The organism is Woronichinia naegeliana WA131 (assembly GCA_025370055.1).
GTDB lineage: Bacteria > Cyanobacteriota > Cyanobacteriia > Cyanobacteriales > Microcystaceae > Woronichinia > Woronichinia naegeliana.
The window spans coordinates 2,682,649-2,698,349 of record CP073041.1 but is presented as its reverse complement, the minus strand read 5'-3'; the positions used below and the strand labels follow the sequence as shown (position 1 = coordinate 2,698,349).

General features: G+C 40.6%; 14 protein-coding genes and 4 pseudogenes. 9 read left to right on the top strand and 9 right to left on the bottom strand.

Annotated features, from left to right (window positions below; translation table 11 throughout):
• The first annotated feature begins 94 nt into the window (after positions 1-94).
• The 4 genes from KA717_13855 to KA717_13840 all read left to right on the top strand — a co-directional run bounded on the left by KA717_13855 (position 95) and on the right by KA717_13840 (position 2,015).
• Positions 95-397 carry a hypothetical protein gene (locus KA717_13855; protein ID UXE63592.1) on the top strand — a complete coding sequence of 101 codons (303 nt, stop codon included), beginning with the start codon at positions 95-97 and terminating at the stop codon, positions 395-397.
• Positions 398-420: 23 nt separating this feature from the next.
• Positions 421-1,092, top strand: coding sequence for a hypothetical protein (locus tag KA717_13850; GenBank protein UXE63591.1), 672 nt, complete (start codon positions 421-423; stop codon positions 1,090-1,092).
• 236 nt (positions 1,093-1,328) lie between these two features.
• Positions 1,329-1,631 carry a DUF433 domain-containing protein gene (locus KA717_13845; protein UXE63590.1) on the top strand — a complete coding sequence of 101 codons (303 nt, stop codon included), beginning with the start codon at positions 1,329-1,331 and terminating at the stop codon, positions 1,629-1,631.
• Between the two features lie 114 nt (positions 1,632-1,745).
• Entirely contained in the window at positions 1,746-2,015 is a 270-nt protein-coding gene (locus KA717_13840; GenBank protein UXE63589.1) for a hypothetical protein, read from the top strand.
• Here the strand turns inward: KA717_13840 and KA717_13835 are convergent.
• Together KA717_13835 and KA717_13830 are read right to left on the bottom strand one after the other, a co-directional pair.
• Positions 2,012-3,187, bottom strand: coding sequence for an IS4 family transposase (locus KA717_13835; GenBank protein ID UXE63588.1), 1,176 nt, complete (start codon positions 3,185-3,187; stop codon positions 2,012-2,014). The two genes, KA717_13840 and KA717_13835, sit on opposite strands and share 4 nt — an antisense overlap.
• Positions 3,188-3,204: 17 nt before the next feature.
• Positions 3,205-3,399 carry a transposase gene (locus tag KA717_13830; protein ID UXE63587.1) on the bottom strand — a complete coding sequence of 65 codons (195 nt, stop codon included), beginning with the start codon at positions 3,397-3,399 and terminating at the stop codon, positions 3,205-3,207.
• 226 nt (positions 3,400-3,625) lie between these two features.
• Between KA717_13830 and KA717_13825 the strand changes: the two genes are divergently transcribed.
• Positions 3,626-4,042: a PIN domain-containing protein gene (locus KA717_13825; GenBank protein UXE63586.1), complete on the top strand. Its 417-nt coding sequence runs from the start codon at positions 3,626-3,628 to the stop codon at positions 4,040-4,042.
• A 121-nt stretch (positions 4,043-4,163) separates the two neighbouring features.
• Positions 4,164-6,227 carry a discoidin domain-containing protein gene (locus KA717_13820; GenBank protein ID UXE63585.1) on the top strand — a complete coding sequence of 688 codons (2,064 nt, stop codon included), beginning with the start codon at positions 4,164-4,166 and terminating at the stop codon, positions 6,225-6,227.
• A gap of 253 nt (positions 6,228-6,480) precedes the next feature.
• Here KA717_13820 and KA717_13815 read toward each other — a convergent pair.
• From KA717_13815 to KA717_13795, 5 genes and pseudogenes are all read right to left on the bottom strand, one after another.
• Positions 6,481-6,798 (bottom strand): annotated as a pseudogene (locus KA717_13815) (transposase).
• 10 nt (positions 6,799-6,808) lie between these two features.
• Positions 6,809-8,134: pseudogene (locus KA717_13810) on the bottom strand (IS4 family transposase).
• A gap of 110 nt (positions 8,135-8,244) precedes the next feature.
• A pseudogene (locus tag KA717_13805) lies at positions 8,245-8,874 on the bottom strand (IS5/IS1182 family transposase).
• Positions 8,875-8,965: 91 nt separating this feature from the next.
• Complete coding sequence (locus tag KA717_13800; protein UXE63584.1) at positions 8,966-10,120, bottom strand: ISL3 family transposase; 1,155 nt, start codon at positions 10,118-10,120, stop codon at positions 8,966-8,968.
• A gap of 60 nt (positions 10,121-10,180) precedes the next feature.
• Positions 10,181-10,555 (bottom strand): annotated as a pseudogene (locus tag KA717_13795) (transposase).
• Between the two features lie 190 nt (positions 10,556-10,745).
• Here KA717_13795 and KA717_13790 point away from each other — a divergent pair.
• On the top strand, positions 10,746-11,624 hold the full coding sequence (locus KA717_13790; GenBank protein ID UXE63583.1) for an Rpn family recombination-promoting nuclease/putative transposase: 879 nt from the start codon (positions 10,746-10,748) through the stop codon (positions 11,622-11,624).
• Positions 11,625-11,727: 103 nt separating this feature from the next.
• Here KA717_13790 and KA717_13785 read toward each other — a convergent pair whose 3' ends face one another.
• Positions 11,728-12,273: an RDD family protein gene (locus KA717_13785; protein UXE63582.1), complete on the bottom strand. Its 546-nt coding sequence runs from the start codon at positions 12,271-12,273 to the stop codon at positions 11,728-11,730.
• A gap of 25 nt (positions 12,274-12,298) precedes the next feature.
• Positions 12,299-13,525, bottom strand: coding sequence for a tyrosine--tRNA ligase (gene tyrS, locus KA717_13780; protein ID UXE63581.1), 1,227 nt, complete (start codon positions 13,523-13,525; stop codon positions 12,299-12,301).
• 157 nt (positions 13,526-13,682) lie between these two features.
• Between tyrS and KA717_13775 the strand changes: the two genes are divergently transcribed.
• Together KA717_13775 and KA717_13770 are read left to right on the top strand one after the other, a co-directional pair.
• Positions 13,683-14,990, top strand: a complete 1,308-nt coding sequence (locus tag KA717_13775) for a D-alanyl-D-alanine carboxypeptidase (GenBank protein UXE63580.1) — start codon at positions 13,683-13,685, stop codon at positions 14,988-14,990.
• A gap of 95 nt (positions 14,991-15,085) precedes the next feature.
• Positions 15,086-15,640 (top strand): DUF3172 domain-containing protein, encoded by a 555-nt coding sequence (locus tag KA717_13770; protein ID UXE63579.1) that lies wholly within the window; start codon positions 15,086-15,088, stop codon positions 15,638-15,640.
• The last annotated feature ends 61 nt before the right edge of the window (positions 15,641-15,701 follow it).

The window sequence follows — 15,701 nt, the reverse complement described above, 5'->3', positions numbered from 1 at the left end:
CAGAGACTTTTGTGTAATGGATAGCTCACCCAGGGAAATATAGGGGGATAAAAACCCAGTCTATTCTTTCCTCTAAAACTTTCAGGAGAAAACCATGAAAACTAATAATGCTATCCTTGACCCCCTTAATAACTTACTCAATCCAGAGGAACTAACCCCCGAAAAAATTCGAGAAATCATTTACATTCTCAAAGCTCAATATACCGATTTACTTAAGAGTAAAGACGAGGAACTCAGACTCAAAGATGAACTTATTGAACAATATCATCAAGAAGTGGTTTATTTACGAGAAATGGTCACTCAACTTTCCCAACGTCCCAGTATTGGTGAACTCGTTGAAACGGCTCAAGAATATAGAGATTTGCTGAAAAAATACTCAGAATTGAATCCCGTTTAAGCAATCAATAATACTCTCAGTGAATGGACAACAACGAAGAAAACCAAAGGCTTGTAAACGTACTGCTGCTTTTGCTTCTAGAAAATCAAACCCTAACAGTAGAAGATTTAACTCGCCAGGTTGAAACCTTACAACAAAGCATACAATTTTTACAAGAGGAGATAGAATTTTTAAGGGAACAAAATCGGATTCTGACCAAAAAAATTAGCCAAGATGAAAATCTGTTAATGTTTACCAAGACCATTCTCAATCAACAAGAAAATTTACTCAATAAACTTATGAATGAATCTACTGATAAAAGTCAAAAAATTAATGTTGGCGGTAATTTCAATATTAATGCCACTCAATCCGTTGTCAATCTTCGAGATATTATTGGCGATGTTAACCATACTATTAACCAAATTCCAGCCGATACTTCACCTCAAAACCAAGAACTTAAAACTCTACTGCAAGAGTTAACAGAAGCGATTCAAATTGAAGCGACTCTCGATGATGAAGAAAAAGCTGAAGCCGCTAATCAGGTGAAAAAGATCGCCCAAGCCAGTCAAAATCCCGATGATTCTGCTTTGCAAACTAAAGCCAAAAAAGCCGTTAATCTGCTAGAAACGATCGCCAAAGGATTAGAACCCGCCAGTAAACTATTTAAAGCTTGTCAAAAGATCTTGCCTCTGATTATGGGATTCTTAGGACTTTAAGAATTGTTCTTCTTTGATAAAGTTCAACGTCTTATCTTTTCTGAAACCCGTGATATTAATACTTAATCCCATGAGTGAGATGTTCTTTGGTAAAGCTTGCATTCTAGGACGACATATCACCGTTGCAGATATTGCGATCGCGCTTTTGTGTTTCTGGATTTAAAATAGCGATCGCGCTTTTCTTCCCTAGTTAAAAAACTATAATAATAAAATGACCCTTCTCTTGCTATCTATAAATGGAAATCCAACTTAATCGCTATATCGAAATCACTCCTAACATCAGAAGCGGTAAACCTTGCATTGCCGGTCGGCGTATTACTGTTGCAGATATTGCGATCGCCTATTTGCGATTAGGACAATCATTAGAAGAAATTGCCGGCGAATATGATCTTTCCCTAGCAGAAGTCTATACCGCGATCGCTTTTTATTACGATAATAAAACCGCCATAGATGAAAGCATTCGAGCCTCAGAAGTCTTTGCTGAATCTCTACGTCCTCAATATCCCTCATTTATGAAATTGCACTACCCGATGAGATGAAAGACAGAATAGAATATCTATAATGCGATCGCGCTTTTGTGTTTCTAAATTTAAAACAGCGATCGCAGTTGTTATTATAATATGATCATTTATTAACAAAAATCAAGGCTCAATATGGCTAAGATATTTACTATTACCCTCCCTGATGACTTAGAGCAAGCCTTAATAACCCAAGCAAACTCTCTAAATCAATCCTTAGAAGATACTCTGCTACAAGTATTATCGGAACAGTTAACAAACTCCTCTTCATTAGGCCAAGAAAAACCGATAGAAACTGATCCTCTAATTAAATTAATTGGTTCGCTAAATATTGATATTTCTGATTTAGCTGAAAATCACGATCGCTATATTGGACAAACTCTTTATCCTGACTTTTCCCGTTAAGTGCGGATTGCAAGCTGCCAGCCTTGGCAAAGGTCATGCAACTTCAACCAACCGCGCCAAAGGACTTGGATACCGAGAGGAGTTTTACGACGATGTTCAAGATAACCACCAAGAAAAGCAACAGACTCGACAGCCCAAGCAACAGTCAAAATAGGGGGAAGTTTTTGAGAGGCGGCTGCTTTTAACACCTGAAGTTGAAGAGGATTAAGAATTTCAATCGCGAGAGCATCGGGCTGGGTACGATGAAGATAAGTAACGTGTAAAAGTTCAACAGCAATGACACTTAAAAAACCCAAAAGAGTTTTCATTCCATCAGAGGCAAGTCGATAACGCTCACTCTGACAACCAGACTTAAGGACTTTATGAAATTCTTCAACCCGCCATCGGTAGGTGTACCAACGAAGAATAGTGACAGCCATCTCAATAGTCTCAACAACTTCTGTAGTCAGAAGCATCCAAGATAAAGGAGTTTCGCCTTCGGGACAATCGATTTCTGTCGCATAAACAGCATAGACATTCAACGGGTCACGATTATCAAAACGATAGGGAGTTCGTAGATTAACTGAGCAAAATCGGACGGCAAGCTTAACCTTCCGTGCTTTTCTTTTTCCTGTACTCGGAATCTCGATTTCTTGATGAAAACGAATCGGTTCTGATTCCAAATGTTGCCAAAGTCGTTCACTATTTTTGTCTAAACTACGATTATGAGACGCTCTGACCAGCACTCCTGTATGCTTGAGTTGACGCACTGAGTCAAAGACTTCTGAAACATCTCCTTCTCTGTCAAATACATGAATTACCCTCGTTGAACTTTCTACCTGTTTCTCACAGGTGTTTAGAGCCTCTACCCATTTGTAGGATTCTTTTTCCTCAAATGGTCTTTGACGAGCTGCTTTTCTTTGTTCTTTCTGTCTTTCTTTTTTCTGCTTCGCCGTTTCATCTGTTGGGGGCTTTTCTTTTACCTCCCTATTCCACAGTTTTTGCCATAATAAACCTAATACTTGTCCTTTTTCTGGCTCAATTGCTAAAGCACTATGCAGTATTAATCCATTCCCTCCTTTTCCAGTCGGCCCATACCCTTCCCTTTTTTCCTTGATATTGCGATAATCTAAGAAGGTCGTATCTCCGACTGATAGCATTATCTTATATTCTTCTACGGCGGCAGTTGTCATTTCACAGTGCGGCTCTATTATCTTGACAAAGTCTGTTTTCGGATTCCCAAAAATTCATAGGCCCTCTTTAACTCGTTTCCTCCCTTAAACACTTCTGATAAGGCTTTTCCAAACCCCTCACTTAACTTTTTCCCAATCGAGAAGGCACGATTGTTTAGCCTCTCGTCTCCCAATTCACAACTGGCAAAGTTTTTTGTCCACCATTCCAACATTTTTTGACCTGCCCTTTAAGATTTTCTCCATTTTACAGTCTCATACTCCCTTCATCCTTTGTTTTTGAAATTTGAACGATAAGCGGGATGATGGCTTCAGAATATTTTTTTCCTGTCAAGAGAATCATTACTCAAACCCTTGCCAGATAAAGCCTCTAGAAGTTTGCATTGCTGGATTTTGGACTTAACGGGAAAAGTCAGACTCTTTATCAGGAGCTAAAAGACAATGAATAGTTTGTTTATTGATACTTCGGGTTGGGCAAGTCTTTTTATTTCAACTCAGCCTTACTATCATCAGGCAGAACAATATTTTCGTTTGTCCCTTAAACAACAAAAAAAACTCTATACGACCAATTATATTCTGGCTGAATTAGTCGCTTTATTAAATAGTCCACTTCGGGTTTCCCGTTCTCGTCTCTTTGAAATTATTGATGCCATTAAAATGGTAGATTATGTTGAGATTCTCTATATTGATAAAGCAACTGATAATTTAGCCTGGCAACTTTGCAAAAGTAGATTAGATAAAGCCTGGTCATTAGTTGACTGTACTTCCTTTATTGTAATGCAGCAACTTGAAATTCTGGAAACATTAACAACCGATCATCATTTTGAGCAGGCAGGTTTTATTCGTTTACTCAAATGATACTTTCCATAATTGCTGTAAATCGCTCTATGACTGGATTATAAAAAATAAAAAATATTCAAAATAGCCTGCTGAATGTGGGTTATGATCTTTGTTGTCCTCACTCCTAATCGTTATAGCCATGACTATTAATCCATTTTCGCCAATTCTCGATACGGCTGTTGGCAATGTTATTCAGGTTTTAAGTAATTCTACCGTTGCTCCTCCGTCGGCGGGAACCATCGCCTTTAGTAATTCCCAATTTAGCGTTAACGAAAACGGCATTCCCATCACTCAAGTAATCCTCACTCGCACAGGGGGAAGCGATGGAGAAGTTAGCGCAACCCTTAACTTAACTGATGGCACCGCATTGTCATCAGGAACGCCAAATGATTACAATAACGCTCCTATTACAGTTAATTTTGCCGATGGTGAAACCAGTAAAACGGTTATTATTCCTATTACGGATGATAACCTAATAGAAACCTCCGAAACGATTAATCTAACGTTAGCAGATCCGACTAATGGAGCAACAATTGGAACACAAAATAACGCAATACTCACTATTGTTGATAATGAAACTTCTACGGGATCATTAATTTCTCAGAATTTACCCGTTGCCAACTATACCGCTAGTAGCATTTATATTGGATCCCCTTGGAACGGGGGGCCTGAAGCCGCCTTTGATAACGACTTCTCACAAGTCTGGAGTTCCAGCGACTTTCCAGCACAATGGATTGAAGTCGATCTTGGTAAGGAATATGCCCTTAATACCATTCAGCTTTTGACGACACAATTACCAGATGGTAATACAACTCATGAAATTTGGGTTTCTAACCAACCGATTGCTTGGTCTGGTAATGGCGTTTTGGCCGACGCAATTCAAGGTTACACAAGGAGTGGACAATGGCTAAGGGATGATTTTAGTAACATAACCATTGGCCGCTATGTTCAAATCAAAACTGTTGCATCGCCATCCTGGGTAGGTTGGCAGAAAATCGAAGTTTATGGTTCTAATGCGATTGTTGGTACGTCGAACAATGATAACCTTATCGGAACCGCCGCTAACGACACCATACTTGGCCTAGAAGGCAACGACCAACTCGACGGCAAAGCAGGTAGCGACATCCTGCAAGGTGGCCTAGGTAACGACACTTATACCATTGATAACCTTGGCGATCAAATCACCGAAAACCTCAACGAAGGAACCGATACCGTTAAAAGCTATATCACCTATACCCTCGGTAATAATCTCGAAAACCTTACCCTACTAGGCGGCAGTAACCTTAGCGGTACAGGCAACGAACTCAACAACACCCTGTTAGGGAACAATGGCAACAATACCCTCATGGGCGGTAATGGCAACGATATTCTCGATGGCCAAGCCGGAAACGATACCATGCAAGGTGGTCTAGGCAACGACACCTATACCTTAAGCAGCGCAGGAGATGTGGTTACTGAAAATGCCAACGAAGGAACCGATACCGTCAAAACCTATCTAACTTATACCCTTGGCAATAATCTCGAAAATCTCACCCTATTAGGCAATGCCGATATTGATGGTACAGGTAATAGTCTTAACAACAGCTTGACTGGCAATAATTTTAATAACACCCTCAGTGGCGGCGATGGTAATGATACGCTCAATGGCACAATTGGCAATGACACCTTAATTGGTGGCAATGGCAACGATTCTGCCTACTATTACAATGCGACCGACTCCGTAATCGTTAATTTGGCCACAGGAATCGCTAACGACGGTCAGGATGGCATAGATACTCTCTCCCAAATTGAGAATGTCCAAGGCTCCAATACCGCAGGCGATAATCTGACGGGCAATACGGGGGTTAACGTTCTCTATGGCTACGGCGGTGCAGATATCCTCAACGGTGGAGGCGGCAATGATCTGCTCTATCTGGGCAGTGATACCGTTAAAGATACCGTTAACTATACCAGTGGTGATGGTGTTGATACGGTTTACAACTTTGTGCGTGGAGCAAGTGGAGATCTGCTCAAATTCACCGGCATAACCGCTATTGACGTACAAGTTTCTGGCACAAGTACCCTGTTTAAAGTGGGTGATGGAATTTCAAGTAATACTGGCTTTGGTTCAGGAACTTTACTGTTAACCACCAGTGCTACCACAGGTTTTGTCGCTGCCGATGTTAATGTCAATCTCTTAGGAGCAACCTTCGCTTTTAGTTAACCAAAAATAAGGAGGCGATCGCGTTTTTAATGGATAATGGATAATTAGGGCTTGCTGAAAAAGTCAAAAAACGAAAGAAATGTGGGTTAGGGAAGTATGGACTGAAAAAGCATAGATAACTTATCCTTATGGAAACAAATCAAAATACAGATTTTGTTTAATCTATTGTTCCTTTCTGTCTAAAAAGGTCAACACAAATCACTCCTCACAAAAGAGAGGAAAATTAACACCATTTTTCACAAGAAAAACGACTCTACAACTTTTTACTTTTTGTCTTCTGAAGTAGAGTAGAAAGATTCATTACCAAAAAGTTCATCGCAATTACCGTTTCCGAGGTCTCAGGTAGTTTGCCCATCACTCGACCAAGACTAAATTTCCTCTTTCCCTGTCCGAATTTACCCTCAATGGCATTACGCACTCTTTCATCTGAGCGTGCCTCTTTCTTTTTTTCTTTGCTCACCTCTTTCGGCGGTCTTCCCAATCGGGGACCACTCATTCTTATATCCCTTTCTTTACAATAAGCTCGATTCGCTTTTGTTCGATAGATTTTATCCACATGAACCGATTCCGGATCATCCGTGTCAACTTAAAGGAATGGGTTCCCAAATTTGTTGATTGAGAGCGGCCTTTTCTCGATGTCGCTTTCTCTCAGCTTTGACCAAACCAAATAACTTAGCACGTTCAGCCAGATAGGTTACTGTATCAGGCTTTTCTCCTCTAGCAATAGCCTTCGCTACATAGTATAGACTCCGAAACACCATCTCTACTGAGATTTTTTCTTTCGGTTGATTTAGAGCAATCGCCACTTCCCCTACCAATTGATTTAAGACCGTATAGAAAATCAAAGTGCAAATAATCTGGATTTGGACACCATTCTTATTCCCTACCCATAAATAGGCTAGTCCTAAAAGTCTTTTCGTTAATAAAAAGGCTTCTTCGATTGTCCATCGTCTTCGATATAAATCACAGACCTCTTCGGCGGACAGTTGTTCGGGAGACAACACATTTGTTAAATACTGATACCAGATTGTTCCCCATAATACTGAGACTAATCTCACCGGATGCTTGCAAGGATTAGAACGGTAATTTCCCATAATGATAATCTCATCTCTGTAATGACTACCTTGAGACAATACTTGTTTGGTTTTGTAAGATGTACCCGCTCTAAATCTGGTTAGAAAAAACTTTTTAGCTTCTGTTAACAAATCAAACCACACAAAGCTAAAAAATCCCATATCTACGAGAATTAAACCATTTTCTGGTAATTTAGCTGCCAATTCTTCACACCATATTTTATCATTTGATTTATCATTTTCTGTGTACCATAAAGTAACGGGTCTTTGGGTAAAGGCTTCCACTACCATCATTATTTTACCCCCCAATTTACTCTTTTCTTCTTTACTTATTTTCATATTTTTCCTTATCTGCTCTAGCGTTTAGCCATCTGCTATCCACACTGCACTAAACTTTTCTCTTATTTTTTCCCATTTTTCTCCTACTTGGAGCTTCTTCCCTTTTTCGGCTGCTTTTTCTAACACTCCTTTTAGTAATATTGCAAATATTTCGGCTGGCACATTCATCATTCTTTTTGATACTGCCTGTTTGCTTACTTTTAATGATGCTACCCATAGCAATCCCTCTTCCTCTAACAGTCTTACCGCTTCACTTATACCCGCTATTTGACGATACACTATACTTAACACTAATGCCACCATTACTGGTAAATTTAGCACCCTATCTCTCATCATTTTCTCATGAGTTCCCTGTAAATATTTTAATGGTGTAAACATTGTGGGTTCTAGTAATTCAAACAACTCTTTTGTTATTTCAGGGATTTCTACCCCTGGCTGATTTGTCTTACGACGTAAGTCTGGGTTTCCTTTTCTCCGAGGATGTTGTCTTGCCATTTGTTTTTTGCTCACTTTTTTATATACTAACCTTTTTTTCAGCCTACTCTTACTTCCGCCTGCTTTTAGGCTAATCTTTTGTGAGTAGGCATTTTGGCTTAAGTTGACACCAATGATTCCGGATAACATCCTGTTTCCCTTTTATATTCTTCTATTCGCGCTTGTAAATCTCCCGATTCGTTGTAATTATCCCAACTTAATTTGTCTAAGAAGACAAAGCCATTCACATTACTTGCCGATATTTTAGCTCCAAACTCTACTGCTTTTCCCGCTTTTCCACGCACTATTGGACGCACGTGAGGTTGGCTTACACTCACAATTCTGTTTTCTACTTTATTTGTCTTTTTTTCATACATTTCTAACTGTTGCTCATACACTTTTCCTATCGTTACAAGCTCTTCTTGCTCTTTTTTCGTTAGTTTTTCTAACTTTGCTCCCTCTTCTATCATTTTTTCTATATCAGACAAGTTTCTTTTTATATATCCTAGTTGTTTTTTTGTTCCTTTTCTTCTTTCTTTTTTTGACACACGACGTTTTTTTGCTATGGCTAAGTACTCTTTTCTTGCCACTTCCCTATAAGTCCTCGGCTTTTCTTTCCTTTTCTCTTTTATTTCTTCATACAGCTTATCTATTATTTTTTCTGTTTTTTCTCTGGCATCATTCAATATTCCTATATCCGTTGGATATTTTATATCTGCTGGTGTACAAGTCGCATCTAACAATAACTTTCCTTCATTTTCTTTTTTTTCTGACGCTACACCCGTCGCTTTTTTTCTATTTCTTTATTAATTTTATTGGTTCTCCTGAACAAAGAGTGATAATTAAAGCTTATCATGAAAAGCAAGCTAAAAAACGATTTCGCATATTATCAAAGTTCATAAATCCATAAGCTTGACGCTTGATTAGTTTAAGACGATTATTGATGCCTTCCATTGCCCCATTCGTCGTTCGACTCAAAAAGTAGTTACAAATAGAGTCCAAATTCCTACGAATTGTGCTAATTACATCTGTATAAATGCTCTTTGCATTCTCTAACCATTCTGTAAATTTTAATCTTCCTTCTTCCTTATCATTTACTTTTTCATATATCTCTCTAAATGACTCTTTATATTCATACGCTTTACGCAAACGAGCAGATTGCTTTAACACCAATTCTAGTTTTTCTAACTCTTCCTCTTTTAGGTCTTCTTTATTTTTTAATAATAGCCACTTTTCTCCCTTGATTTTTACATTCAATTTTGTCTGTTTACGGATTTTATTCAATTCTTCATTCAACGCCTTCATTACATGAAATCTATCTGTTACAATTACTGCATTCGGAAATACTTTTTCTATTACTTTAGGAAATCCTCCCCACATATCTACACTCACTTGTTCTACTCCTTCCCTCACCTCTAATTCTTTCTCCATCAGCACTTCGATGATTTTATCTTGTTGATGACTATCTATCACTTCTATTAATTCTCCTTTCTCTATATCTCCTAACACTGTTACAAAATTCTGATGACCTTTTCGTTTCGCTATTTCATCCATCCCGAGGTGTTTTACTCCTTGCCAATCTTTTTTTTTAGCTTCACATTGACGTTGGTAAATTCCATTCACTTGATCCCATGATAGAGATTCCTCTCTACCTACTTGTTCCACACTGCTCACATTTACTCGTCCATAAATATATTCTTCATACCTCACTGTGTATTTCCTACGGGCTTCCATAAATTCTAGATTTTCTGTAAAAAACCTTTGACAATCTTTACAGTAAAATTTACGACGAGGGACTTTCAGATATACCATTTGACCAGAGATAGACAAGTCCCTTACTAATACACTGTTCGTCTGATGTAATTCATCCGTTAAGCTACCACAATAATTACATTTGACTTCTTCCTCTTGACAACTCAGTATTAAAAACGCTTGTTTTCCCTCTTGAATCACATTTCTTATGTTTACCTTTGGCAAATCTACCAGATTTTCTAGAAAAAATAACATTGATGCCATCCTCATATAGTGTATCTTATTATACATCTTCTACCGCAAAGCCAGAAGAACCATTTTATTTATTAATTCCATTCCTATTTTTTTACGAAAATGAACCATCATTGACGCATTAAATGCTTCTTTGCTACTATAGCTTTCCATTCCTATAAAGTACTGTAAATAAGGGTTCTCTTTTATTTGTTCTACTGTTTCTCTGTCACTTTTTCCTGAAATTTCTTTGATAATTAATGCTCCTAATGCCATTCTAAATGATTTGGCTGGGGCTCCTTTTTTTTCTGTGAAGTTTTTTGCATATTCTTCCTCATATTCTTCCCAGGGAATCATTTTTGACATTTCTATCCAACGATTTTCTTCGTCTAACTGCCCGCCGAACAGATTTTTCAAGTTTTCTGGTGTTTCAATTGAGTACTTTTGCTTTCGGTACATCTGCTTTCTCTCTTCTTAATGCAATGGTTTTGAGGCATTCTACCCTATTTTCGTGCATTCTAGCGGTTCTTAATTCGCCTACTATTTTTCTCCGTAAAGGTTTCAGCTTTTTTCAGCAAGCCCTAATTAACAATTAATAATTATCAACTATTCACTAAACGGCGATCGCTGAAAATGTTAAAATTTATCCATGTTTGACAATGCTTGCAAATTCCTAGCCGAAAACTTTTCTGAAGATTACGCCACTTGGTTGCTTGGTCGTCCCGTTCAATTGACCAAACTGAGTCCAACGGAATTATCTTTAGAGCCGATTCGCGCTGATTCTCTCATATTGGAACAATCGGAAGATCTCGTATTACACCTAGAATTTCAGACCGAACCCGATGAAACAATGGGCTTTCGGATGTTAGATTATCGAGTCAGGGTTTATCGTCGTTTTCCGCTTAAAACCATGCACCAAGTGGTTATTTATCTGAAACCAACTAAATCAGCCTTGGTTTATCAAGATAGCTTTCAACTAGGAGAAACAACTCATCATTATCGAACCATTCGTCTTTGGGAACAGTCTTCTGATTTATTTCTAACAAATCCGGGATTATTACCGTTGGCGATATTAACCCAAAGTAAGGAGCCAACAACACGATTACGGGAAGTTGCGAAGGGATTGGATACAATAGAAAACCAACGGGTGAGGGCTAATCTCATGGCTGCGACGGCAGTATTCGCAGGATTGGTGATGACACCTGAAATGATAAAAACAATTTTAAGGAACGACATTATGAAAGAATCAGCTTTCTATCAGGACATTTTACAAGAGGGTCGCCAAGAGGGTCGCCAAGAGGGTCGCCAAGAGGGTCGCCAAGAGGGTCGCCAAGAGGGTCGCCAAGAGGGTCGCCAAGAGGGTCGCCAAGAGGGAGAGGTTGCCCTGCTAATGCGATTATTGGTCAAACGTTTTGGAAATGTATCGGGGTCTATTGAATCTCGTTTAACTCAAGCTTCGATCGCCGACTTAGAATTATGGAGTGATCGCTTTTTAGAAGCAAAGACTTTAACGGATATATTTGATTAATCTATAGATTTATAACATTGAGGTGATCGCTTTTTTTGAATGGATAATTATCACCTATTCACTATCAACTATTCACTAATCGGCGATCGCCTGCATAATCCCTCTATCTTCGTTGTTTTTCCTGCCATTTTGTTTTCGCTTCATACCACCAACGTTTTAAGCGTAAGTCGAGGGAAAATCCCCGTTTAGCACGAATAACAACCGTTCCAGCGACGCGATCATGGAAAGCTTGATTATACATTTCATCACTCAGAGCCAAACCGCCATTCATCAACAAAGGCGCGATTAATAACAACATAGAAATGGCGTTAAGAAAATTAATATTTAAGCCCACCATTGCCAATAAAGAAGTGCCGCCTAAAATGCCTTCCCGTTTAGTCAACTCGAAGATGCCCGGAATCCGCCGCGATCGCAGATCAATCACTTTCATATCGAAGGCCCAACTCCCCAAACTTTGGCCCTGATTGGTTTCTACTAAAATTACCCGCAAGCCAAACCAAGCTCCCAGAAAGATCATCCCCTGCAACCATCCCGTCGCAAAGGAACTGAGCAGCCAAACGGCAATAAAATCCATCAAATAGGCATAGGAACGGCGTTCGAGGGGAACTCTAGGAAAGGGTCGGGGAGACGGTGGCGCATCATCGTACATTTTAATACCAATTTTATGACCAACATTAGGCAACTAAACGAATGAACTTTTTCTTGCCTACCTGTAGAATTTTTCCCTCCAAGTCAGTTTCACTCTCAAAGGTAACATCAACCTCGGTAACGCGATCGCCGTCTAAACGCACCGAACCGCCTTGGAGTTGACGACGACCTTCCCCACTACTGGTACAAAGCCCCGTTGCACTGAGCAGATAGAAGAGTTTAACTGGAAACTGGGTATGAGCGAGGGAAAATTCTGGCACGCTTTCTGCTGCTGCCGTATTGCCCTGGGTGACGATCGCCTGGGCTGTTTGTTGAGCCGTTAAGGCTGCTTCCCGACCATGAAACTGAGCGACAACTTCCACCGCTAATCTTTTTTGGCATTCCCTGGGATTTTCGGGTAAAGAATCTAGGGGTAAATTGGTCAGTAATTCAAAATAATCCTTGAGTAAACTATCCGGTACTTTTTCCAACTTCGAGTACATGGAAAGGGCATCTTCTCGCAGTCCCACATAATTATTGAGCGACTTAGACATTTTTTGACTGCCATCCGTCCCAATCAAAATCGGTAGCAATAGACCAAATTGAGGCGGTTTCCCAAAATGACGTTGTAAATCTCGACCGATGGCAATATTAAATTTTTGATCCGTTCCTCCCAATTCCACATCCGCATCCACCATCACCGAATCATAACCCTGCATCAAAGGATAGAGAAATTCATGGAGAAAGATTGGCGTTTCCTGGGTAAATCGTTCCGAAAAACCCTCTTTGGCTAACATTTGACCCACCGTCATAGTGGCTAATAATTCTTGAATTTTCGCTAAATTTAACTGACTCAGCCAATCGCTGTTATAGCAAATTTCCAGTCTGCCAGGGGTTTCAAAATCCAAAATCGGTCGCAATTGTTCTAAATAGCTCCTCGCATTACTACGGACTTGATCTGCCGTTAATTGTTTGCGAACTTCCGATTTGCCGGTGGGATCGCCAATCTGGGCCGTAAAGTCACCAATAATCACCACCGCCGTATGGCCAGCATCTTGAAAGGCTCGTAATTTGCGAAAGGGAATACTATGGCCTAAATGAATATCGCTGCCGGTGGGGTCAATCCCCAATTTTATTCTTAGGGGGCGATCGCTCTGGGCCAGCAATTGAGCAAGATTTTCACTGGGATTATCGGAGTCCGGTTGATGGGGAAAGATTTCGTGGGTTCCGCGATCTAACCAAGCCAATGCAGTTTGAGAGGTGGCAACAGTCATAAAAACATTTCAAATTAGCCCAGAGAAACTATTATAGGGCGTGGGAGCGATCGCCATTGCAATCAAGATTTTTAGCTTTTTCAAGGCTCTTGTCAAAAGAATGACATTGGTTAACATTGATAGGAAAATCAGTGGTTGAATTTTCAGGAGAGACAGGATGATCGACGGTATTAGCTTGGCCATGTTTGGCTTTTTAGCTCAACTGTGGGGGGGCAATCCCCAATCTCTTCCCTTGGGAGCAGTGGTTTCCTGGCAGCAGGCTAAGATTTTTGACATACCCACCCAGGAAGATCCCGTCGTCACCAGTTTGATTCAAGATTATCTCCAGGCGTTAGCGGCCAAAGGTTATGATCCCAATCGTCAAGGCATTTGGATGCGAACTGAATGGGCCTATCTCGCCCAGCAAAGAGAAGATCTGCCGGTTTCAGCCGCCTCCCTAACCAAAGTGGCAACGAGTTTAGCGGCCATGGATAAATGGGGTTTAGATCATCGTTTTGAAACTCGTTTTTATACCTTAGGAACGCTACAAAATGGGGTATTGACAGGAGACTTAGTGATTGAAGGGGGTTATGATCCCTTGTTTGTTTGGGAGGAAGCGATCGCGGTTGGCAATGCTTTAAATCAGTTAGGCCTGCAAAAAATCACGGGTAATATCATCGTTACTGGCCCCTTTGCCATGAATTTTAAAACTGAGCCAGCGATCGCCGGACACCTCTTGAAACAGGCTCTAGATTCTTCCCAATGGTCGCCTTTTGTCGAAAAGCAATATCAAGCTTTACCTGTCAATACACCCCGTCCCCAAGTCATCATTACCGGAACTGTACAGCCTCAATCCACCCTTCCTCCTGATGCCCAATTGCTCCTGCGCCATCAATCACTCCCTGTCGCCCAATTGCTGAAACAGATGAATATTTACAGCAATAATGACATGGCCGAAATGTTTGCTCAGTCGGTGGGGGGAGCTACGGTGGTTGCTCAAACAGCTTCTCGTTTAGCCCATATTTCCGCCTCTGAAATCCAACTCAAAAATGGTTCCGGTTTAGCCATTGAAAATCGACTTTCTCCCCGTGCAGTCACCCAACTGTTTATGACGTTAGAGGATAAATTAAAAGCGGTGAATCTCTCTCTGTCTGATTTATTTCCCGTCATGGGCCGCGATCGCCAAGGAACGCTGCAATGGCGTAATATGCCCCAGGGATTAACGGTAAAAACAGGAACCCTCAATCAAGTGAGTGCCTTAACCGGCATGATTCCGACCCAAGAAAGAGGCATTGTCTGGTTCACGATTATCAATAGCGGCTCTAATTTTGATCGTTTACGGGCTGAACAGGATAAATTATTGCAACGCTTGGCCCAACATTGGCAGATTTTACCCACCAACCTCAATCCAGGGCCAACGGATAAAATCAATCTCGGTGATCCAACCCGCAATGTAGCGGAAAATAGCAACCCCAAAGGGGTGTAGTGATAAGGATGATAATCTGCCCCTGCCTAGCGGTTAGGTAAAGAATTGTTTACAATGAAGCCTCAAAACCTTTTCAATCAGCCTTCCCCTAGTCTATGGCCCGTAAACCCCCTCGCTATACGCCCCCCCGTTCCTACCCCAGGGAGAGGGAATACGAAACGCCAGTCTCCAAATCAAAAATAAACTACGGCACGATCGCTCTTTTTGGCGGTATTTTTGTGCTGGGAGTAGGGGTCGGAATTGGTTTTAGCTCAACGGCCAGTTTTAACCCAGAGAATGTCGCTTCACGGGAAGTCATTGATCGAAGTGCGCCTAATGCTGAACTTTGTATCCAGTTCGGATCTAGTGCGATTGTTACGGATATGCGGGTATTTGTCACCCTTAACCCCTTTAATGTTTTCGTCACCCAACCGATCATGCAACCAGGCTGCGTTCTGCGTCGTAATAACTGGACGATTCTAGAACAGCAAAAATTGGTGGATTCTCAGCAGGTCAATGCTTGTAAAAATCGCATGAATACATTTGGCTTTACCGGCCCCTTAGAAGGCAAACCCAAAATTGACTGCATTTATCAAAACGAGGCAGCTGGTAATCTCTTTGTCAATCAACCTGGAGCCGTTGGCCCCCGTCCCGAAACCGATAAGTTTTAATAAAGTTAGGACAGAATCGTCACTCTTATGCGTTTCTCTGTCAGTGGATGCTTGCAGAATT

What these genes read in the sequence shown, in the direction of transcription:
- KA717_13855 (UXE63592.1), top strand. Translation starts at nt 95, where the DNA reads ATGAAAACTAATAATGCTATCCTTGACCCCCTTAATAACTTACTCAAT.
- KA717_13850 (UXE63591.1), top strand. Translation starts at nt 421, where the DNA reads ATGGACAACAACGAAGAAAACCAAAGGCTTGTAAACGTACTGCTGCTT.
- KA717_13845 (UXE63590.1), top strand. Translation starts at nt 1,329, where the DNA reads ATGGAAATCCAACTTAATCGCTATATCGAAATCACTCCTAACATCAGA.
- KA717_13840 (UXE63589.1), top strand. Translation starts at nt 1,746, where the DNA reads ATGGCTAAGATATTTACTATTACCCTCCCTGATGACTTAGAGCAAGCC.
- KA717_13835 (UXE63588.1), bottom strand. Translation starts at nt 3,187, where the DNA reads ATGACAACTGCCGCCGTAGAAGAATATAAGATAATGCTATCAGTCGGA.
- KA717_13830 (UXE63587.1), bottom strand. Translation starts at nt 3,399, where the DNA reads ATGTTGGAATGGTGGACAAAAAACTTTGCCAGTTGTGAATTGGGAGAC.
- KA717_13825 (UXE63586.1), top strand. Translation starts at nt 3,626, where the DNA reads ATGAATAGTTTGTTTATTGATACTTCGGGTTGGGCAAGTCTTTTTATT.
- KA717_13820 (UXE63585.1), top strand. Translation starts at nt 4,164, where the DNA reads ATGACTATTAATCCATTTTCGCCAATTCTCGATACGGCTGTTGGCAAT.
- KA717_13800 (UXE63584.1), bottom strand. Translation starts at nt 10,120, where the DNA reads ATGTTATTTTTTCTAGAAAATCTGGTAGATTTGCCAAAGGTAAACATA.
- KA717_13790 (UXE63583.1), top strand. Translation starts at nt 10,746, where the DNA reads ATGTTTGACAATGCTTGCAAATTCCTAGCCGAAAACTTTTCTGAAGAT.
- KA717_13785 (UXE63582.1), bottom strand. Translation starts at nt 12,273, where the DNA reads ATGTACGATGATGCGCCACCGTCTCCCCGACCCTTTCCTAGAGTTCCC.
- tyrS (UXE63581.1), bottom strand. Translation starts at nt 13,525, where the DNA reads ATGACTGTTGCCACCTCTCAAACTGCATTGGCTTGGTTAGATCGCGGA.
- KA717_13775 (UXE63580.1), top strand. Translation starts at nt 13,683, where the DNA reads ATGATCGACGGTATTAGCTTGGCCATGTTTGGCTTTTTAGCTCAACTG.
- KA717_13770 (UXE63579.1), top strand. Translation starts at nt 15,086, where the DNA reads ATGGCCCGTAAACCCCCTCGCTATACGCCCCCCCGTTCCTACCCCAGG.